This is a genomic window from Xanthomonas sp. F1 (assembly GCF_014199855.1).
The window spans coordinates 867,628-885,410 of record NZ_JACHOK010000001.1 but is presented as its reverse complement, the minus strand read 5'-3'; the positions used below and the strand labels follow the sequence as shown (position 1 = coordinate 885,410).

General features: G+C 69.9%; 13 protein-coding genes. 9 read left to right on the top strand and 4 right to left on the bottom strand.

Annotated elements, in window-relative coordinates; all coding sequences use genetic code 11:
* Window positions 1–202: 202 nt before the first annotated feature.
* Window positions 203–832, bottom strand: coding sequence for an OmpW/AlkL family protein (locus tag GGR71_RS03630; RefSeq protein WP_160957247.1), 630 nt, complete (start codon window positions 830–832; stop codon window positions 203–205).
* Between the two features lie 160 nt (window positions 833–992).
* On the opposite strand from GGR71_RS03630, the gene gap reads away from it, so the two are divergent.
* Window positions 993–1,994, top strand: coding sequence for a type I glyceraldehyde-3-phosphate dehydrogenase (gene gap, locus GGR71_RS03625; protein ID WP_017911669.1), 1,002 nt, complete (start codon window positions 993–995; stop codon window positions 1,992–1,994).
* Window positions 1,995–2,238: 244 nt separating this feature from the next.
* Here gap and GGR71_RS03620 read toward each other — a convergent pair whose 3' ends face one another.
* Both GGR71_RS03620 and GGR71_RS03615 read right to left on the bottom strand, forming a co-directional pair.
* Entirely contained in the window at window positions 2,239–2,694 is a 456-nt protein-coding gene (locus tag GGR71_RS03620; protein WP_456362574.1) for a hypothetical protein, read from the bottom strand.
* 300 nt (window positions 2,695–2,994) lie between these two features.
* Entirely contained in the window at window positions 2,995–4,071 is a 1,077-nt protein-coding gene (locus tag GGR71_RS03615) for a methyl-accepting chemotaxis protein (protein ID WP_160957249.1), read from the bottom strand.
* Window positions 4,072–4,326: 255 nt separating this feature from the next.
* On the opposite strand from GGR71_RS03615, the gene GGR71_RS03610 reads away from it, so the two are divergent.
* From GGR71_RS03610 to GGR71_RS03580, 7 genes are all read left to right on the top strand, one after another.
* Window positions 4,327–7,065, top strand: a complete 2,739-nt coding sequence (locus GGR71_RS03610; protein WP_160957250.1) for a DUF2339 domain-containing protein — start codon at window positions 4,327–4,329, stop codon at window positions 7,063–7,065.
* Window positions 7,062–8,426 (top strand): DUF3999 domain-containing protein, encoded by a 1,365-nt coding sequence (locus GGR71_RS03605; RefSeq protein ID WP_160957251.1) that lies wholly within the window; start codon window positions 7,062–7,064, stop codon window positions 8,424–8,426. The genes GGR71_RS03610 and GGR71_RS03605 overlap by 4 nt, the downstream gene beginning before the upstream one ends.
* 206 nt (window positions 8,427–8,632) lie before the next feature.
* Entirely contained in the window at window positions 8,633–9,808 is a 1,176-nt protein-coding gene (locus GGR71_RS03600; RefSeq protein ID WP_160957252.1) for a phosphoglycerate kinase, read from the top strand.
* On the top strand, window positions 9,805–10,455 hold the full coding sequence (locus GGR71_RS03595) for an HAD-IA family hydrolase (RefSeq protein ID WP_160957253.1): 651 nt from the start codon (window positions 9,805–9,807) through the stop codon (window positions 10,453–10,455). The genes GGR71_RS03600 and GGR71_RS03595 overlap by 4 nt, the downstream gene beginning before the upstream one ends.
* Window positions 10,456–10,690: 235 nt before the next feature.
* Window positions 10,691–12,157, top strand: coding sequence for a pyruvate kinase (gene pyk, locus GGR71_RS03590; protein ID WP_160957254.1), 1,467 nt, complete (start codon window positions 10,691–10,693; stop codon window positions 12,155–12,157).
* 104 nt (window positions 12,158–12,261) lie between these two features.
* On the top strand, window positions 12,262–13,671 hold the full coding sequence (locus tag GGR71_RS03585) for an HD-GYP domain-containing protein (protein WP_160957255.1): 1,410 nt from the start codon (window positions 12,262–12,264) through the stop codon (window positions 13,669–13,671).
* Window positions 13,672–13,787: 116 nt separating this feature from the next.
* Window positions 13,788–14,792 carry a class I fructose-bisphosphate aldolase gene (locus GGR71_RS03580; RefSeq protein ID WP_048490371.1) on the top strand — a complete coding sequence of 335 codons (1,005 nt, stop codon included), beginning with the start codon at window positions 13,788–13,790 and terminating at the stop codon, window positions 14,790–14,792.
* 151 nt (window positions 14,793–14,943) lie between these two features.
* Here GGR71_RS03580 and GGR71_RS03575 read toward each other — a convergent pair whose 3' ends face one another.
* Window positions 14,944–15,627 (bottom strand): response regulator transcription factor, encoded by a 684-nt coding sequence (locus GGR71_RS03575; RefSeq protein WP_160957256.1) that lies wholly within the window; start codon window positions 15,625–15,627, stop codon window positions 14,944–14,946.
* Window positions 15,628–15,721: 94 nt separating this feature from the next.
* Between GGR71_RS03575 and GGR71_RS03570 the strand changes: the two genes are divergently transcribed.
* Complete coding sequence (locus GGR71_RS03570; RefSeq protein ID WP_343160783.1) at window positions 15,722–17,767, top strand: sensor histidine kinase; 2,046 nt, start codon at window positions 15,722–15,724, stop codon at window positions 17,765–17,767.
* Window positions 17,768–17,783: the final 16 nt, after the last annotated feature.

Sequence of the window (17,783 nt, the reverse complement as noted above, 5' to 3'; positions counted from 1 at the left end):
GGGCGGATGCGAACCCCGTGTCGGCCCGGCGGGCGCCGATCCACATCCGTGTGGCGCGTAGTCTGCCAGAGAAGCGCCGCGGACGCGCTGCGCTCCGGGGCTACCGCTTGCATGGCACGCCGCGTCGACCTAGGCGGCCACGCACGAGATGGCGCCGTTGCGACGCGCGGCGCCGCAGGTCGCAGCGGCGCCGGTGCCCGCCTCAGAACTTCATCACGTAGGCCAGCCCGTACACCAGCGGGTCGATGTGCGCGGTGCCCAGGTCGCTGCCGTTGACCTTGACCTTGCTGTCGATGTCGATCCAGCGCATGTCCACGCGCAGTGCCGACTTGTCTGTGAGGGCGATATCCACACCGGCGTGCGCGGCCAGGCCCCAGGAGTCGTCCAGCTTCAGCTTGCTGCCGGCCAGCGCGCCGGTGGTCTTCTCGCTGAAGAAGGTGGTGTAGTTGAGGCCGGCGCCGATGAAGGGCGCGACCTTGCCGGCACTGTTGAAGTGGTACTGCAACGACACCACCGGCGGCAGGTGCTTGGTGCTGCCGACCTTGCCCACGCCCTTGACGCTGATGTCGTGCTCGAACGGCAGCGCGGCCAGCACTTCCACGCCCAGGTCCTGGTGCACGAAGTACTCGAAGGTCACCGTCGGGCGGATGTTGCTGTCGATGCGCAACGGCAGGGTGCCGCCGGCCAGCGTGCCGTTGTCGGACTTCGGGTTGACCTGGTGGGCGCCGATGCCGATGGTCCAGTCGCCTTGGGATTGCGCCAGTGCCGGCAGGGCGCACAGGGTCAGGGCGGCGGCCAGGCCGGTGAGCAGGAGGGGGGAGGGGGTACGCATGGTGGAGTCTCGATTGGGTGTGGCCGCAGTGTCCGGCGCGCCCGCCCGTGCCGCCTTGATCCTGATCAAACCGGCGCGTCCGGCGCGGCGCGGCCGGCCTGCTAGAATGGGATTTCCCCTTCCATCCGCCGCGCCAGGCGCGGCCGCAGGAGCTACTGAAATGGCAATCAAGGTCGGCATCAACGGTTTCGGTCGCATCGGGCGCAACGTGCTGCGCTCGGCAGTGCAGAATTTCGGCAGCGACATCGAGATCGTCGCCATCAACGACCTGCTGGAGCCGGATTATCTGGCCTACATGCTGCAGTACGACTCCGTGCACGGCCGCTTCCAGGCGGAGGTGTCCGTCGACGGCAACCACCTGCTGGTCAACGGCAAGAAGATCCGCCTGACCCAGGAACGCGATCCGGCGGCGCTGAAGTGGGGCGAGGTCGGCGTGGACGTGGTGATCGAATCCACCGGCCTGTTCCTGACCAAGGAAACGGCGCAGAAGCATCTGGACGCCGGCGCCAAGAAGGTGATCCTGTCGGCGCCGTCGAAGGACGACACGCCGATGTTCGTCTATGGCGTCAACGACAGCACCTATGCCGGCCAGGCCATCGTCTCCAACGCCAGCTGCACCACCAACTGCCTGGCGCCGCTGGCCAAGGTGATCAACGACAAGTGGGGCATCAAGCGCGGCCTGATGACCACCGTGCACGCGGCCACCGCCACGCAGAAGACCGTGGACGGCCCGAGCAACAAGGACTGGCGCGGCGGCCGCGGCATCCTGGAGAACATCATCCCGTCCAGCACCGGCGCGGCCAAGGCGGTCGGCGTGGTGATCCCGGAATTGAACAAGAAGCTCACCGGCATGAGCTTCCGCGTGCCGACCTCGGACGTGTCGGTGGTCGACCTGACCGTGGAACTGGAGAAGCCGGCCACCTACGCCGAGATCTGCGCCGAGGTGAAGGCGCAGAGCGAAGGCGCGCTGAAGGGCATCCTCGGCTACACCGAGGACAAGGTGGTGGCCACCGATTTCCGCGGCGACGCGCGCACCTCGATCTTCGATGCCGATGCCGGCATCGCCCTGGACGGCACCTTCGTCAAGCTGGTGTCCTGGTACGACAACGAGTGGGGCTATTCCAACAAGTGCCTGGAAATGGTCAAGGTGGTGGCGAAGTAACCCGCCGCGCGTCGTCCGCCGGTGGCGGGCGACGCGGCCTTGCGGCAGCGCCGCTGCCTCCTGCCGCCGTTGGCAGGAGGCACACACGCCACCAGCGAACGGATGCAAACAAAAAGGAGCGCCTCGGCGCTCCTTTTTGTGTTCTGGCAGATGTGCTGCGATGGGCTTGCCCGCCGCGACGGCGGCCCGGATGCAGCGGGCGGAAGCGGCGCGATCCGCGCCGCCTCCACCATCCCGATCGCCGTTACAGCGCGTCCTTGGAGACGTTGCTCTCGCTCTGCTGATAATCGGTGACCACGCCCTTGGCATCGAATTCCACTTCAAGGTCGTACGACTTGACGTTGCGCGCGCCGACGCCATGCTCCTGCGCCTCGTTGATCGCCGGGCCGGTGTAGTAACCGGGCAGCATCCGCTTCAGCAGGCCGGTCGCGGTCTTGCGTGCCTTCTCGCCGTGCGATTCGCTGGGGCGATAGCTCCACGATTTCTCGTAACCGCCTTCCTTGCCGGACGTCCTGGAGACGTAGGTGGGCTCGCCATAGACGGCGCGCACCTGCTCCCTGGTGGTCTTGCCGATGACGATGTTCTTCTTGACCGCATCGGGGGTGTAGAGATCCGGATTGTCGACCTTCTCGGCCAGGGCGGGAGCGGCGAAGGACGCGGCCAGCAGGGCCGAGATCAGCAGGGTGCGAAAGGGTTTCATGGTCATGTCCGTTTACCTGGGGAGTGGCGTCTGCAATCCAGCGTGCACCGGTCGCCGTCGAGGCGATGCGTCGGTCCGGCATCAGCGCGGCGCAACGAGCTTAGGCATGGCGAAATGACGCCGTCAATACAGCACGCGGCGGCATTCAGGCAGCGACGACACCTTTGTCGGCGATGCCGATGGCCGGGAGCGCGAACGCGATGCGGCATGCCGCCGCTCGCGTACCGTGTCCACGCGGCGCGCGTTGCGCTGTGATCCGCTGCCGCTTTTTCGCGCAGGACGCCGTGCGTCGCGTGCGGACTACAGCGCTTGCAGGATCAGCGAGTGCCAGCCGGTGCGGTAGGTTTCGTAGCCGGGCGAGGCGGCATGCGCGATGCAGTGCGGCCGGCCGTCGAGGTCGATCAGCATGGCGCCGCGCGGCTGCTTGAACAAGGCGTCGCGGCCGTCGAAGTCGATCCGGTCCTGCAGCATGCGCCCGGCCGAGTCGGCCAAGACGTGGCCCTGCGCATCGACGATGCAGACGCGGCTGCGGCCCCATTCGGATTCGGACAACGGCGTGCGCTGCACGATCGTCTGCGCCAGCGCGTCCCAGCGGAACACGATGCCCAGCACGCCCAGCACGCGGCCATCGATGCGGCCGCCCTCGCGGACCGTGCACGCGTACACCAGCACTCGCTCGCCATCGGCCAGCGCACTGGCATGCACGCCCTGGAAGCTGAAATCCTCGCCGCTGCGGGTGCGCATGGCCTGCTCGAACCACGGCTGCGTGGAGACGTCGCTGCCGGCCGAGGCGAACTGCCGCGGCCGGCCGTTGGCGCGGATGCGGCCATCGCTGCCGGCGAGGATCAGGTCGAAGTAGACCGTGTACGAATCCAGGATCTGGCCCATGCGCCGCGAGGCGTAGGCCAGCGCCTCGGCGTCGCTGTCGGCGCGCGCCGCCGCCACCACCGCGGCGTCGGTGGCCCACCAGCGCACGTCGCAACTGCGCTCGTAGAGATTGCGGTCGATCAGGTCGATGTTGCTCAGCGCCAGTTCGCTCAGCCGCGTGCGGCGCACGTCGTCCTGCAGCCGGCCCAGGGTTTGCCGCATCTCGGCGCTGGTGCGCGCGGCGACCTTGTCCAGGTCCTGGGTGGCCTCGGCCACGCGCCGCGACAGCCCGTCCATTTCCTGTGCGATGACGCTGAAGCCGCGTCCGGCGGCGCCGATCCGCGCCGATTCGATGCGCGCGTTCATCGAGATCATGTGGGTGGTGCGGTTGATCGCGTCGATGCCCTGCAACGAGCGGCGCAGTTGGCCAAGCAACTGGTCGGACAGGCCGACCACCGAGCGGATATGGTCATCGATCCCCGCTTCGGCGGGGTGGGCGGGTAGGTTCATTCATGCTGCCGGTGGGGTGGGAGGGAACAGCAGACGCACGACGTGGTAAGGGGTGTAGCGGCCGTCGATCTGACGCCTTGAGGGTGGCGTGAAGACCGTTCGTCGGAACGCCGGGCCTTGCCCTGCCTGGGTTGCGGCCCGGCCCAGCGCCGATGCCGGCACCGAAAACGTCTACCATCTGCGCCAGGTCCGGCGCCGCCGGGCACCGGACACGCGCCAGGGGCGCGGCGCCACCGCTGTGGAGATGCGAGCCGAATGGAGATGTTGATCGTGCTGGTGGTGTTGGCGGTGCTGGCGGTGCCGGTACTGTTGATCGTGGCCCTGGTCGGGCAGTCGCGCCTGCGCCAGCGGCTCGCCGCGCTGGAAGCGCAGGTCGCACGGATGGCCGCCGCCCCGGCGGCACCTGCGACGGCCTGGGTCGGCCCCGTGGCCGCGGCCGGGGAGTCCGATGCTGCCGCCGAACCCGAGGTGGAGGCCGAGGGCTTGCCGATCGCGGCGTCCCTCGATCTCGCGCGTCCGCACCAGGTCGCGGAGGATGCCGGCGTGCCGCCGCCGCTGCCGCCGCCCTTGCCGGTGCCGCCGCAGGCCGACGATTTCGCGACGCTGGCCGCCGCAGTCGAACGAGCCGAGCGGGAGCAGGCGCAGGCGCGGGCCGCCGCTAGCGCCGCGATCAACGCGCTGCATCGGCCTGATCCGATCGAGCGGCTGCTGGGCGGGATCAAACGCTGGTTCACCGAGGGCAACGTGCCGGTCAAGATCGGCATGCTGGTGCTGCTGGCCGGCGTCGCCGCACTGCTGAAGTACGCCGGCGACCAGGGCTGGTTGCGCATGCCGATCGAGCTGCGCTACGCCGGCATCGCCGCCGCGTCGCTGGCCGGCCTGGCCTTCGGCTGGCACCAGCGCACGCGCAAGCGCAGCTTTGCGCTGGCGCTGCAGGGCGGGGCGATCGGCGTGTTGCTGCTGACCGTGTTCGCCGCATTCAAACTGTCCGGGCTGATTCCCGCCGGCGCGGCGCTGGCGCTGAGCATCGCCCTGGTCGCGGGCATGTGCGTGCTGGCGGTGGCGCAGGACTCGAGCACGCTGGCGGTACTGGGCACGCTGGCCGGCTTCCTCGCGCCGCTGTGGCTGTCCACCGGCAGCGGCAACCATGTCGCGCTGTTCTCCTACTACGCGCTGCTCAACGCGGCGGTATTCGCGATCGCCTGGTACCGGCCGTGGCGGGTGCTGAACCTGCTCGGGTTCGGCTTCACCTTCGGCATCGGCACGCTGTGGGGCGTGTTGCAGTACCGGCCGGACAAGTTCGCCAGCACCGAACCCTTCCTGCTGCTGTTCTTCGCCTTCTACCTGCTGATCCCGATCCTGTACGCGCGGCGCCAGGAGGCCACGCGCAGTACGCTGATCGATGGCAGCCTGCTGTTCGGCACGCCGCTGATCGCGTTTTCGCTGCAGGCGGGGCTGCTGCGCGGCGAGCGCATGCCGCTGGCCTTGTGCGCACTGGGCCTGGCGGCGCTCTATGCGCTGCTGGCGGCGGCGCTGATCCGGCGCGCCCGCTTCGCGCTGCTGGGGCAGGCGTATGCGGTGCTGGCGGTGGGCTTCGCCACGCTCGCGGTCCCCTTGGCATTGTCCGCGCGGGCCACCGCCAGCGTCTTCGCGCTGGAGGGGGCGGCGCTGGTGTGGCTGGGCCTGCGCCAGCGGCGCTGGCTGCCGCAGCTCAGCGGCGCCGGGCTGCAACTGGCGGCCGCATTCGGCTTCACCCTGGGCCTGGACGCGGCGGTGCACGACACCCAGGCTGTGGCCAATGCCACCTGCATGAGCGCGCTGCTGCTGGCCCTGGCCGGCTTCGTCAGCGCCTGGTGCTACCGCCGTGAGCGGGCCGCCATGCCGGCGCTGGGCTACTACCTGTGGGGACTGGCCTGGTGGTGCGGCATCGGCGTTGCCGAGATCCTGCGCTTCGTCGACGCCGATGCGCGCGCCGATGTGTTGCTGGCCTGGGTCGCGATCAGCGGCTGGCTCGCCGCCGAAGCGCAGCGGCGCTGGCCGGCACCGGCACTGGCCGCGACCACGCTGGGCGGCCTGGCATTGGCGGTGCCGCTGGCGGCCTGGCAGGCCGATGCGCACGGGCAACCGTTCGCCGGGCATGGCGCCTGGGCCTGGGCGCTGTACGCCGTGCTCGGCGTGCGCAGCCTGCTGTGCCTGCGCGACAGCGGCGGCGGCGTGGCGCGCGCGGCGCAGTTCGTGTGGTGGCTGGTGTGGCCGATCGTGGCCACCTTGCTGTGCGGCTGGCTGGCGCTGCACAGCGGCCTCGCCGCCGGCTGGCGCTGGATGCTGCTGGTGGCGCCCTGGCTGCTGGTCGCGGCGCTGTCGCTGTGGCGCTGGAACTGGCTGGCGGCGCCGCTGGGGGCGGCGTTCGCGCCGTGGCGCACGGCGTTGCAGAGCACCTACTTCGGCCTGCTCGCGGTGGCCTGGCTGTACAGCCTGGGCCGGCCCGGCGACAGTGCGCCGTTGCCGTGGGTGCCGGTGCTCAACCCGCTGGAACTGACCCAGCTGGCGTTGCTGGTGCTGGGCGTGCGCTGGACCCGCAGCCCGGAACTGCCGGCGCTGCTGCGGCCCTGGCGCACGCACCTGCTGGCCGCTGCCGGTTTCCTGTGGATCACCAGTGTGACCCTGCATGCGGTGCACTACTGGGCGGCGGTGCCGTGGCCCGGCGTACTCCGCGATGGCGTGGCGCAGACCAGTCTGACGGTGGTCTGGAGCGTGCTGGGCGTGCTCGGCTGGGTGCTGGGCTCGCGGCGCGGCCAGCGCGGCCTGTGGCTGGCCGGTGCGGTGTTGATGGCGGTGGTGCTGGGCAAGCTGCTGCTGGTGGATCGCGGCAACCTCGGCAACGTTGCCGGGATCGCCTCGTTCATCGCCTACGGGCTGTTGTGTACGGTGGTCGGCTATCTGGCGCCGGCGCCGCCGCGCGCCGCCGAACCGGCCGAGGAGGCCATCCCATGATCCGACGTGCGTTGTTCCCGCTGTTGCTGGCCGGGTTGCCGCTGTGCGTGTTCGCCGCCAGTCAGCGCGACGACTATGCCCAGCAGTGGCCGCTGACCCTGCAGGATGCCGATGCCGGCGCCTATCGCGTGCAGCTCGACGATGCGGTCTACCGCAGCGCGCAGCGCGCCTCGCTGGGCGACGTGGAGGTGTTCAATGCCGCGGGCGATCCGTTGCCGGCGGCCCTGTTCGCCGCCGAGCAGGCCGAGACCGCGCCGCGCCGGCAGCCGTTGCCGTGGTTCCCGCTGCTGGCCTCGCGCGACGGGCGCGCAGCGGACCTGGAGCTGATCGCCGAACGCGACCGCGACGGCAGCGTGCGTCGCATCCAGACCCGCGTGGCCGGCGGCGAATCCGATACTGGCACTGCCGGCTGGCTGGTCGATGCCAGCGCGCTGCATGTACCGCTGCGCGCGCTGTCGCTGCAATGGGCCGCGGCTGCACAGCCGCAACAGGCCCGCTACCGGGTCGAAGGCAGCGACGATCTGCGCGACTGGGAGGTGCTGGTGGCCGATGCGACCCTGGTCGACCTGGCCAACCAGGGGCATCGCCTGCAGCAGCTGCGCATTCCCATCGGCCGCCAGGTGCGCTACCTGCGCCTGCTGCCGCTGGCCGGCGCCAGCGCGCCGCCGCTGACCGGGGTGGAGGCCGAACTGGCGCCGGCACCGGTCGCCGCCGACTGGCATTGGCAGCAACTTGACGCGGTGAGCACCGATGCGGCGCAGCACGGCTATGCCTTCGTGTCGTCGGGCCGCTACCCGGTGACGCGCATCGATGTCGCGTTGCCGGGCAACAATGCGATCGAATGGCGCGTGCAGAGCCGCGACAGCGCCGAGGCACCGTGGCAGGACCGCGCCGGTCCATGGCTGGCCTACCAAGTTGGGGACGGCAGTCGTTCGCCGCCGCAGGCGCTGACCGCGCCGGTGCGCGACCGCTACTGGCGGCTGCTCGCGGCACAGGATCCGGGCCGGCAGCGGCCGGCGCTGCGCTTGGGCTATCAGCCGGAGACGCTGGTGTTCCTGGCGCAGGGCGCGCCGCCCTATGCGCTGGCCGCCGGCAGTGCGCGCACCCAGCGTGCGCCGGCGCCGCTGGCCGCCGCGCTGCAGGCCTTGCGCACCCAGCGCGGGCCGCAGTGGGCACCGGCCACCGCCAGCCTCGGCGCGGCGCAGCCCTTGGCTGGCGCCGCGGCACTGCAGGCGCCGCCACCGCCGCGCGATTGGAAGACCTGGCTGCTGTGGGCGCTGTTGATCGGCGGTGCGCTGCTGGTGGTCGGTTTCGCGCTGAGCCTGCTGCGCAAACCCGGCGTCGCCGACGGCGCGGGCTGATCCACTCGCTGGCGATCGTGCGCACGCTGCGCCGTGCGCGCGCCACCGCACCGATTTGCCGCTGTGCGGCCAACGCCGGACAATGCCGGTTTCGCCGCCGCGCGATGCCCGCTCGGCGTCCGTGCACCCAACGTTCCGTCGCCGACGCCGATACTGCACCGATGGCGCGGTTTTCCCTTTGCAACCCCACGAAAGCGAGCAATCACATGTCCATCCTGCGAATGACCGATCTCGACCTGTCCGGCAAGCGCGTGCTGATCCGGCAAGACCTGAATGTGCCGATCGACAATGGCCTGATCACTTCCGAGCAGCGCATCCTGGCCTCGGTGCCGACGCTCAAGCACGCGCTGGAGCAGGGCGCGGCGGTGATGGTGACCTCGCACCTTGGACGGCCCAAGGAAGGCGTGTGGACCCAGGAGGATTCGCTGGAGCCGGTGGCGATCCGCCTGGCCGCGCTGCTCGGCGTCGACGTGCCGCTGATCCGCGACTGGGTCGATGGCGTGGACGTGCAGCCGGGGCGGATCGTGCTGCTGGAGAACTGCCGCATGAACGTCGGCGAGGGCAAGGACGACGAGGCGCTGGCGAAGAAGTACGCGGCGCTGTGCGACGTGTTCGTGATGGACGCCTTCGGCACCGCGCACCGTGCGCAGGCCTCCACCCATGGCGTAATCAAGTTCGCCCCGGTCGCCGCCGGCGGCCCGCTGCTGATGGCGGAGCTGGATGCGCTGGCCAAGGCGCTGGAGCAGCCGGCCAAGCCGCTGCTGGCGATCGTCGCCGGCAGCAAGGTCTCGACCAAGCTGGAGCTGCTCTCCAACCTGGTGGACAAGGTCGATCAACTGATCGTCGGCGGCGGCATCGCCAACACCTTCATCGCCGCGGCCGGGCATGCGGTCGGCAAGTCGCTGTGCGAGCCGGACCTGCTCGACACCGCGCGCAAGATCGTGGCCGATGCCAATGCGCGCGGCGCGGCGATCCCGTTGCCCAGCGACGTGGTGGTGGCCAAGCAGTTCATGCCGGACGCCGAGGCCACGGTGAAGGCGGTCACCGACGTCGCCGACGACGACCTGATCCTGGACATCGGCCCGCAGACCGCCGCGCACTACGCCGAGCTGATCGCCAAGGCCGGCACGGTGGTCTGGAACGGCCCGGTCGGCGTGTTCGAGTTCGACGCCTTCGGCAAGGGCACCGAGACCCTGGCGCGGGCGATCGCCGCATCGTCGGCGTTCTCCATCGCCGGCGGCGGCGACACCCTGGCCGCGGTCGACAAGTACGGCATCGCCGAGCAGGTCAGCTACATCTCCACCGGCGGCGGCGCGTTCCTGGAATTCCTGGAAGGCAAGACCCTGCCGGCGGTGGCCGCGCTGCAGGCGCGCGGCGCGTGAGCGCCGCCGACGTCCTGTTCTTCGACCTGGACGGTACCCTGGTCGATTCGGAGGCCGGCATTGTCGGCAGCCTGCATCATGCCTTCGCCAAGCTGGGGCGCCCGGTGCCAGATGCGCAGCAGCTGCGGGCCTGGATCGGCCCACCGCTGCGCGACAGCTTCAATGCTTACTTTCACGGCGACCAGGCGTTGGTGGAGCAAGCGCTTTCCGAGTACCGGATGCGTTACGACCAGCACGGCTGGCGCGAGCACACGGTGTTTCCGGACATCGGCGCGGCGGTGGAAGCGATCGCCGCCGCCGGTCACCGCCTGGCGGTGGTGACCTCGAAGAACGAGCGCTTCGCGCGGCGCATCGTCGAGCACCTGCCGTTCGGCGCGCGCTTCGAGGAGATCGTCGGCGCCAGCGACGACGGCGCGCGCCGGGCCAAGCCCGAGCTGATCGCCGAGGCGCTGCGGCGGCTCGCGGTCGTGCCGGCGCAATGCCGCATGATCGGCGACCGGCGCATGGATATCGACGGCGCGCGCCATCACGGCATGCGCAGCATCGGCGTGCTGTGGGGCTTCGGCGATGCCGAGGAGCTGCGCCAGGCCGGCGCCGATGTCCTGGCGCAGGCGCCGGCACAGCTGCCGGCGCTCGTGGCGGCCTGAACGGGCACGTGCGCCGGCATGTCCGGCGCACACGGCGTTGGCTGCGCATGGTGCATCGCCTGGCCTGCGCTCGCCCGCGCAGCGTCCACGGGCACACCTGTTGGCGTGGCATGACCACATACTGTCCCGCATTGTCCGCTCGCTATGCCGGGCAAGGCGAGCGTCTATGCCGAAATGCCATGCTGTGTGAGGGGCGCGTATGCTAGCTTTGAGCGCTTTTTCCAAGGATGCCATCATGATCGAACGCCAGCGCCGCACCAAGATTCTCGCCACCCTCGGTCCGGCCACCGACCCGCCCGGCGTGCTCGAGGATTTGTTCCGCGCCGGCGTCAACGTGGTGCGGCTGAACTTCAGCCATGGCGACCCCTCCGGCCAGGCCAAGCGCGCCGCCGAAGTGCGTGCCGCCGCGGCCCGCGTCGGCGCGGAGATCGGCATCCTCGCCGACCTGCCGGGTCCGAAGATCCGCATCGAGCGCTTCGCCCAGGGCAAGGTCTCGCTCAAGCTCGGCGACCGCTTCGACCTGATCGCCGATGCCAATGCCGCGCCGGGCGACGCCAGCCAGGTCGGGGTCAGCTACCTGGGCCTGCCGCAGGACGTGGCCCCGGGCGACGTGCTGCTGCTCGACGACGGCCTGGTGCAGCTGAAGGTGGTCGAGGTCAATGGCGAGCGCATCGTCACCAGCGTGCTCAACGACGGCGTGCTGTCCGACCGCAAGGGGCTGAACAAGCAGGGCGGTGGCCTGTCGCTGGGCGCGCTGACCGAGCGCGACAAGGAACTGATCGGCATCGTCGCCAAGATCGGCGTCGACTTCATCGCGGTGTCGTTCTGCCGCAACGCCGAGGACATGAACGAGGCGCGGCGCATCGCCCGCGCGCACGGCTGCGACGCGGCACTGGTGTCCAAGATCGAGCGTACCGAGGCGATCGAGAACCTGAGCGAGATCGTCGAGGCCTCGGACGTGGTGATGGTCGCGCGCGGCGACCTGGGCGTGGAAATCGGCGACGCCGAACTGCCCGGCCTGCAGAAGAAAATCATCAAGGAATCGCTGGCGCAGAACAAAGTGGTGATCACCGCCACGCAGATGCTGCAGTCGATGGTGGAGAGCCCGATCCCGACCCGCGCCGAAGTGCTGGACGTGGCCAACTCGGTGATCGACGGCACCGACGCGGTGATGCTCTCGGCCGAGAGCGCCGCCGGCGCCTATCCGATCCGTGCGGTCGAGGCGATGGCGCGCATCTGCCTGGGCGCCGAGCGCCAGTTCGAGACCGAAACCGACTTCGGCATGGCCCCGCGCAACCTCGAGCGCGCCGACCAGGCCATCGCCATGGCGACGATGTTCCTGTCCCAGCACGTGGGCGTGCGCGCGATCGTGGCGATGACCGAATCCGGTGGCACCCCGCGCTACCTGTCGCGCTTCCGCGCCAAGGCGCCGATCTTCGCGGTGACCCGCCACGACGGCGCACGCCGGCACATGGCGATGATGCGCGACGTGTTCCCGATCAACTTCGACAGCCGCGGCCTGACCCCGCGCGAGGCCGCGCGCGGCGCGATCCGCGTGCTGGTCGAGGCCGGCCTGCTGGCGCCGGGCGACCGCGTGGTGTTCACCAGCGGCGAGCACATGGAAACCCACGGCGCCACCAACACCCTGCGCCTGCTCGAAGTCGGCCCGGACGGCCGCGCCAGCGGCCTGGGCGAACTCTGAAGGACGCGGTGCGGCGGCCCAGGCCGCCGCACCGTCGGCAACACCGTTCGATCGCGCATGGAACGGCGCGGCGCCCTCCCGTTCCCTGATCGTGCGACACCCCCATGACGTCCCCAAGCGCGCACGCCGAACTCGGGCTGGAACTGCCCGAGCGCCCCGGCACGCATTGCCTTGAACACCTGATCCAGGCCTCGGCCACCCGCGAGCTGGTGGTCACCGAAGACATCCGCGACCGCCGCGGCATCCTGCTCGTCGCCAAGGGCCAGCGCATCAACGCCGGCCTGCGCGAGCGCCTGATCGCGCGGCGCCTGCTGCGCCCGCTGGAATCCTCGCTGGCGTTCTGCGAAGAACTGCGCCCGAGCGAAGTGCAACTGGCCGCGCAGCGTGAGCTGGACGAACACCCGCATCTGCGCCTGCTGCTGGGCGACGAGGTGCCGTCGATCATGACCGCGCTGTCCCGCGCGCGCACGCTGGGCGCGCCGGGCACCTTGCTGACCACGCTCGGCCAGACCCGGCCGGCCGCGTTCTCGCACGCGGTGCGGGTGGCGATGCTGGTGGCCTGGCTGGCAGCGCTGCTGTCGCGTTCGGATGCGGCGATGCGCGAGGCCGCGGAGGTCGGGCTGCTGCACGATCTCGGCGAGATGTATGTGGATCCGGCGGTACTGGAGATGCCGGAGGCGCAGCAGGATTTCGTGCAGTGGCGCATGCATTGCGTGCATCCGGTGATCAGCGCCGCGTTGCTGGGCGAATCTGGCGTCTACTCGGCGCAACAGGCCGCCGCCGCGCGCGAGCACCACGAGCGCATCGACGGCTCCGGCTATCCGGTCGGCGCGCCGGTGTTGTCGCCGTTGGGCCGGTTGATCTCCTGCGCCGAAGCGCTGGATGGCTTGTTCGAACGCGAGCAGGGCCATGCGCAGGCGCTGGCGCGGATGCGCATCGCGTTGCGCGTGGTGCCCGGACAGTTCCCGCGCGACGTGGTCGACCTGCTGACCGAGCGCCTGCGCGACTGCGCGCTGGAACCGACGCCGGCGCACGATCCGCAGCACCTGCGCGAGGTGGTGGCGGCTTTGCTCGACGGCCTGGAACGGGCCCGCGACGAAGCCTTGCGCCTGCAGCGCGGCGGCGACCTGCGCGAGGACGAGCGCGCGGCCCTGCAACATCTGCTGCTGTTGATCGTGGGCTACATCATGGCCATCCACGACTCGGGCGCCGGCAAGATGGTCGAGCAACTGCCGTGGCTGATCGCCGCGCCGGAGGCGGCCGAGGAGGTCGATCGCATCTGTTGCGAGTTGCGCTGGCAGTTGCCCGGGCTGCGCCGCCATGCCGCGTTGCTGGCGCACCGCCGTGCGCGCAGCGCCGACGACTGGCGGCCGTTGCTCGATGCGCTCGACATCGCACTGCCGGCAGAGCAAGGCACGCATCCACAGGCACCGATCGCGGGCGCTGTGCCGCTGCAGACGGCGCAGGGCAACGAAGAGGCGCACCGTGAGGCAATGACCGACGCGCTTGGCTGAAGCGCCGATTGCATGCGGTCTACGCCTGTAACCGCTTGCAGCGCCGGCGGTAACGGAATGCATGCAGGCCGGCCCGGTATAATGGGCGTTCCCCCGTTGCAGCCATCAGGAACCGTATGAGCATCGAACAGCTTGCCGAAACCGCACAGGCAATGGTCGCCCCGGGCAAGGGCATCATCGCGATCGACGAATCCACCAGCACCATCGCCAAGCGCTTCGCCGGCGTGGGCATCGAGAATGTCGAAGAGAACCGCCGTGCCTACCGCGAGCTGCTGCTGACCACGCCGAAGCTGAGCGACCACATCTCCGGCGCGATCCTGTACGACGAGACGATCCGCCAGAAGACCAAGGACGGCGTGCCGTTCGCCAAGTACATGGCCGAGCACGGCATCATTCCCGGCATCAAGGTCGACAAGGGCACGCATCCGCTGGCCGGCATGCCGGGCGAGCTGATCACCGAAGGCCTGGACGGCCTGCGCGCGCGCCTGGAGGAGTACTACAAGCTCGGTGCGCGCTTCGCCAAGTGGCGCGCGGTCATCACCATCGGCGAGGACATCCCGTCCGGCGTGTGCATCGAGACCAACGCGCATGCGCTGGCCCGCTACGCCGCCCTGTGCCAGGAGCAGGGCCTGGTGCCGATGGTGGAGCCGGAAGTGCTGATGGACGGCGACCACGACATCGAGACCTGCTACGAGGTCACCGAAGCCACGCTGCGTTCGCTGTTCGGTGCGCTGTACGAGCAGAACGTGGTCCTGGAAGGCACCATCCTCAAGGCCTCGATGGTCATCGCCGGCAAGGACTGCGACGAGCAGGCCAGCGTCGAGGAAGTGGCCGAGTCCACCGTGATGTGCCTCAAGAGCACCGTGCCGGCGATCCTGCCGGGCATCGTGTTCCTGTCCGGCGGCCAGACCGACGAGCAGTCCACCGCGCACCTCAACGCGATGCACCAGCTCGGCAACCTGCCGTGGCCGCTGAGCTTCTCCTATGGCCGCGCCATGCAGCAGGCCGCGCTGAAGCTGTGGGCGCAGGACATGAAGGGCAATTTCGCCAAGGCGCAGCAGGTGGTGTACGAGCGCGCCAAGGAAAACGGCCTGGCCGCGCTGGGCAAGTGGCAGGGCTGAGCGTCCTGACATCGCCTACGAACAACGCCGGCAGCGCCGGCGTTTTTCGTTTCTGGCCCAGTGTCGTGCGGATGATGCGCGCAGAGGCGCGTTCGCAGCGCTGACGCCGGCGATAGGGCGTGCGTAGGAAAAACGCCGCGCTGCGTCGCGCTCAGGTCGCCAACGTGGCCGGCGCGTGGAAGCAGTAGCCGCTGTTGCGCAAGGTCTTCACCGGCAGCGGGCGTCCGCTGATCTCTTCCACACGGCGCCGCAGCCGGTACATCTGCGTGTCCAGCCGGCGCCGGTCGTACTCGAGGAAGTTCACCCCCAGCGCCTCGGCGATCTCACGGTGGCCCACGCTCTCGCCGGCGTGGCGCATCAGGCAGGCCAGCACCAGCAGATCCTGGCGCGAGAGCGGAACCGGCGGCGCGTTGGGAACGTTCAGGCGTGCAGCGGCCAGTTCCAGCACCCAGCGCGCGGCCGGTGGCGGCAGCGCCAGGCGCCGGCCGAGCGCGGCCAGGGTCGCGGCCAGCTCGTCCAGATCGACGCCCTTGCCCAGGTAGTGGTCCGCGCCGAGTTCCAGCCCCGCGATGCGATCGCTGGCGGTGTTGTGGGCGCTGAACACCACGATGCCCAGCCGATGGCCGGCGCGGCGCAATTCGCGGACCAGTTCCAGGCCGCTGCCGTCGGGAAGGCCCACGTCGATCACCGCCATGGTGTGGCGCGCCGGGTCGAACCGTTCCCGGAAGCCGGCGATGCTGTCCACGCAGAGAGCGACGTAACCCAGATCCTGCAGGAACTCGCCGAGTTCCTCGCACAGCACCGGTTCGTCCTCGAGCAGGATCACCTCGGACATGGCGGCGGATCCTCGCGCCTGGCGGTTTGCTGTAACGTCATCGGCTGGCAACGGTGCGATATGGCGAATGATGGCGCAATGGTGGCGCTGGCTGGTGGGCGCATGGCTCCTGGCGGCGATGGGCGTGAGCCTGGCGGCTGAACCGGTAAGGCTGCCGGTCGCCGCGCTGCCGCTGACCGGCCCGCATCAGGACGCGAGCGGATACCTGCAGCGCCTGGACGATCCGCACGGTCGACTGGACGTCGCGCAGGCCGCCGCCGCGGCCGGGTGGGCCCGGCTGCCCGCCGGCCTCAACGCGGGATTCGCCGACGGTCCGGTATGGCTGCGCCTGCCTGTTCATGTCGAAAGTGTACCGTCCGGTGGCTGGATGGTGCGATTGAGCAATGCCTTGCTCGACGACGTGCAGGCCTATGTGCGGCGCGACGGCGGAGACTGGCGCGTGCTGGGGCGCAGCGGCGAACGCGTACCGCGCCGCGACTGGCCGGTGGACTACCGCAGTCCGGTCTTCCAGTTCGCGCCTTCGCATCCTGGCGATTACGAGGTGCTGCTGCGGTTGCGCAGCAAGAACGCGCTGGTCACCCGGCTGGACGTCTGGCAACGGCTGCCGTTCGACAACCAGTCGCGGCGCGAGGGGCTGCAGTTCGGCCTGTACTTCGGCTTCTATCTGCTGCTGCTGTGCCTGCACGTGCTGTTCTGGCTGGTCACGCGTGCGCGCATGAGCGGCCTGTTCGTGGCCTACCTCGGCGGCTGCGTGTTCAACGAAGCGATGTCTATCGGCCTGGTGCAGCAGGTCACCGGCATGCCGATGGCCTGGAGCGACAGTCTGCTGGGCATCAGCATCGCCTGCAGTCTGCCGGTGGGCTTCCAGGTCGCCAGCCGGCAGCTGAACCTGCACGCCTTTCATCCGCGTCTGGTGCGCTGGGGGACGCGCTTTCTCTGGGCGGTCGCGCTCGGTGGCGCGGTGGCCGTGTTCGCCGGCCACTACGGCTGGGGCATGCAACCGGTGCAGGCGCTGGGGCTGCTGGAGATCCTGCTGCTGGCAGGGTTGGGGCTGCACCTGTGGTGGCGCCGCTATCGGCCGGCGCGGTTCTTCGTGCTCGCGTTCTTCCCGTTCTACCTGGGGGTGATGCTGGGCTTCCTGCGCAACCTCGGGTTCGTGCCGGTCAACGCCTGGACCCAGTACGCCACCACGTTCGGCACCATGTTGCACATGACGCTGCTGAGCATCTTCCTCCTCGGCGGTTACGCGCGGCAGCGCCGGCTGCGCGAACGGCGGCATGCCGATGCCGCGGTGGATCTGGCACGCAGGCACGGTCTGGCGCTGGAGCGCGAAGTGACGCTGCGCACCGCCGAACTGCGCAACGAAATCGGCCGGCGGCAGGCGCTGGAGGACGACTTGCGCGCCTTGCTGCAGACCGAACGCAAGGTCACCCAGGAGCAACGCGATTTCGTGGCCATGGTGTCGCACGAGTTCCGCACGCCGCTGGCCGTGATCATGACCTCGGCGCAACAGCTGGCACGCAAGCTGGATGCGCCGCCGGAACGCAATCGCGCGCGCTGCGGCAACATCCGCGACGCGGCGCAACGGTTGCTGGCGCTGGTGGACGAGTATCTGGCCGACGACCGCATGGGCGAGGCGGCATCGGAACTGCGGCTGCAGCCCTGCGCGCTGCGCGCGCTGCTGGACGAACTGTGCCTGGACTTTCCGCCACAGCGGGTGGTCTGCGAGTGTCTCACCGACGACGATCGCCTGCTCACCGACACCGGACTGTTGCGCGTGGCCTTGCGCAACCTGATCGCCAATGCCGACCGCCATTGCCCCGAGGACATGGCCATCCGCGTCTGTGTCCGCGGCAGTGGTGAAGGCCTGCGGCTGGAGGTCGCCAACCCGGGCGAACGCATCGCGCCCGCAGAACAGCAGCGCCTGTTCCAGAAGTACTACCGCGGCGAGAACGCGCAGCATGCGCCGGGCGCGGGACTCGGCCTGTATCTGGTCCGGCGGATCGCGGAGCGGCTTGGTGGCTCGGTGGAGCTGGCCACGCAGGTGCCAGGCGAATCGGTCTGCTTCGTGTTGTGGCTGCCGCGTCGTCCGGATGTGCAGCTCACTGCGCCGCGGCTGTCACCGGCGGCGGATGCCTGATTTGCGCCAACGCGCA

What these genes read in the sequence shown, in the direction of transcription:
- GGR71_RS03630 (WP_160957247.1), bottom strand. Translation starts at nt 832, where the DNA reads ATGCGTACCCCCTCCCCCCTCCTGCTCACCGGCCTGGCCGCCGCCCTG.
- gap (WP_017911669.1), top strand. Translation starts at nt 993, where the DNA reads ATGGCAATCAAGGTCGGCATCAACGGTTTCGGTCGCATCGGGCGCAAC.
- GGR71_RS03620 (WP_456362574.1), bottom strand. Translation starts at nt 2,694, where the DNA reads ATGAAACCCTTTCGCACCCTGCTGATCTCGGCCCTGCTGGCCGCGTCC.
- GGR71_RS03615 (WP_160957249.1), bottom strand. Translation starts at nt 4,071, where the DNA reads ATGAACCTACCCGCCCACCCCGCCGAAGCGGGGATCGATGACCATATC.
- GGR71_RS03610 (WP_160957250.1), top strand. Translation starts at nt 4,327, where the DNA reads ATGGAGATGTTGATCGTGCTGGTGGTGTTGGCGGTGCTGGCGGTGCCG.
- GGR71_RS03605 (WP_160957251.1), top strand. Translation starts at nt 7,062, where the DNA reads ATGATCCGACGTGCGTTGTTCCCGCTGTTGCTGGCCGGGTTGCCGCTG.
- GGR71_RS03600 (WP_160957252.1), top strand. Translation starts at nt 8,633, where the DNA reads ATGTCCATCCTGCGAATGACCGATCTCGACCTGTCCGGCAAGCGCGTG.
- pyk (WP_160957254.1), top strand. Translation starts at nt 10,691, where the DNA reads ATGATCGAACGCCAGCGCCGCACCAAGATTCTCGCCACCCTCGGTCCG.
- GGR71_RS03585 (WP_160957255.1), top strand. Translation starts at nt 12,262, where the DNA reads ATGACGTCCCCAAGCGCGCACGCCGAACTCGGGCTGGAACTGCCCGAG.
- GGR71_RS03580 (WP_048490371.1), top strand. Translation starts at nt 13,788, where the DNA reads ATGAGCATCGAACAGCTTGCCGAAACCGCACAGGCAATGGTCGCCCCG.
- GGR71_RS03575 (WP_160957256.1), bottom strand. Translation starts at nt 15,627, where the DNA reads ATGTCCGAGGTGATCCTGCTCGAGGACGAACCGGTGCTGTGCGAGGAA.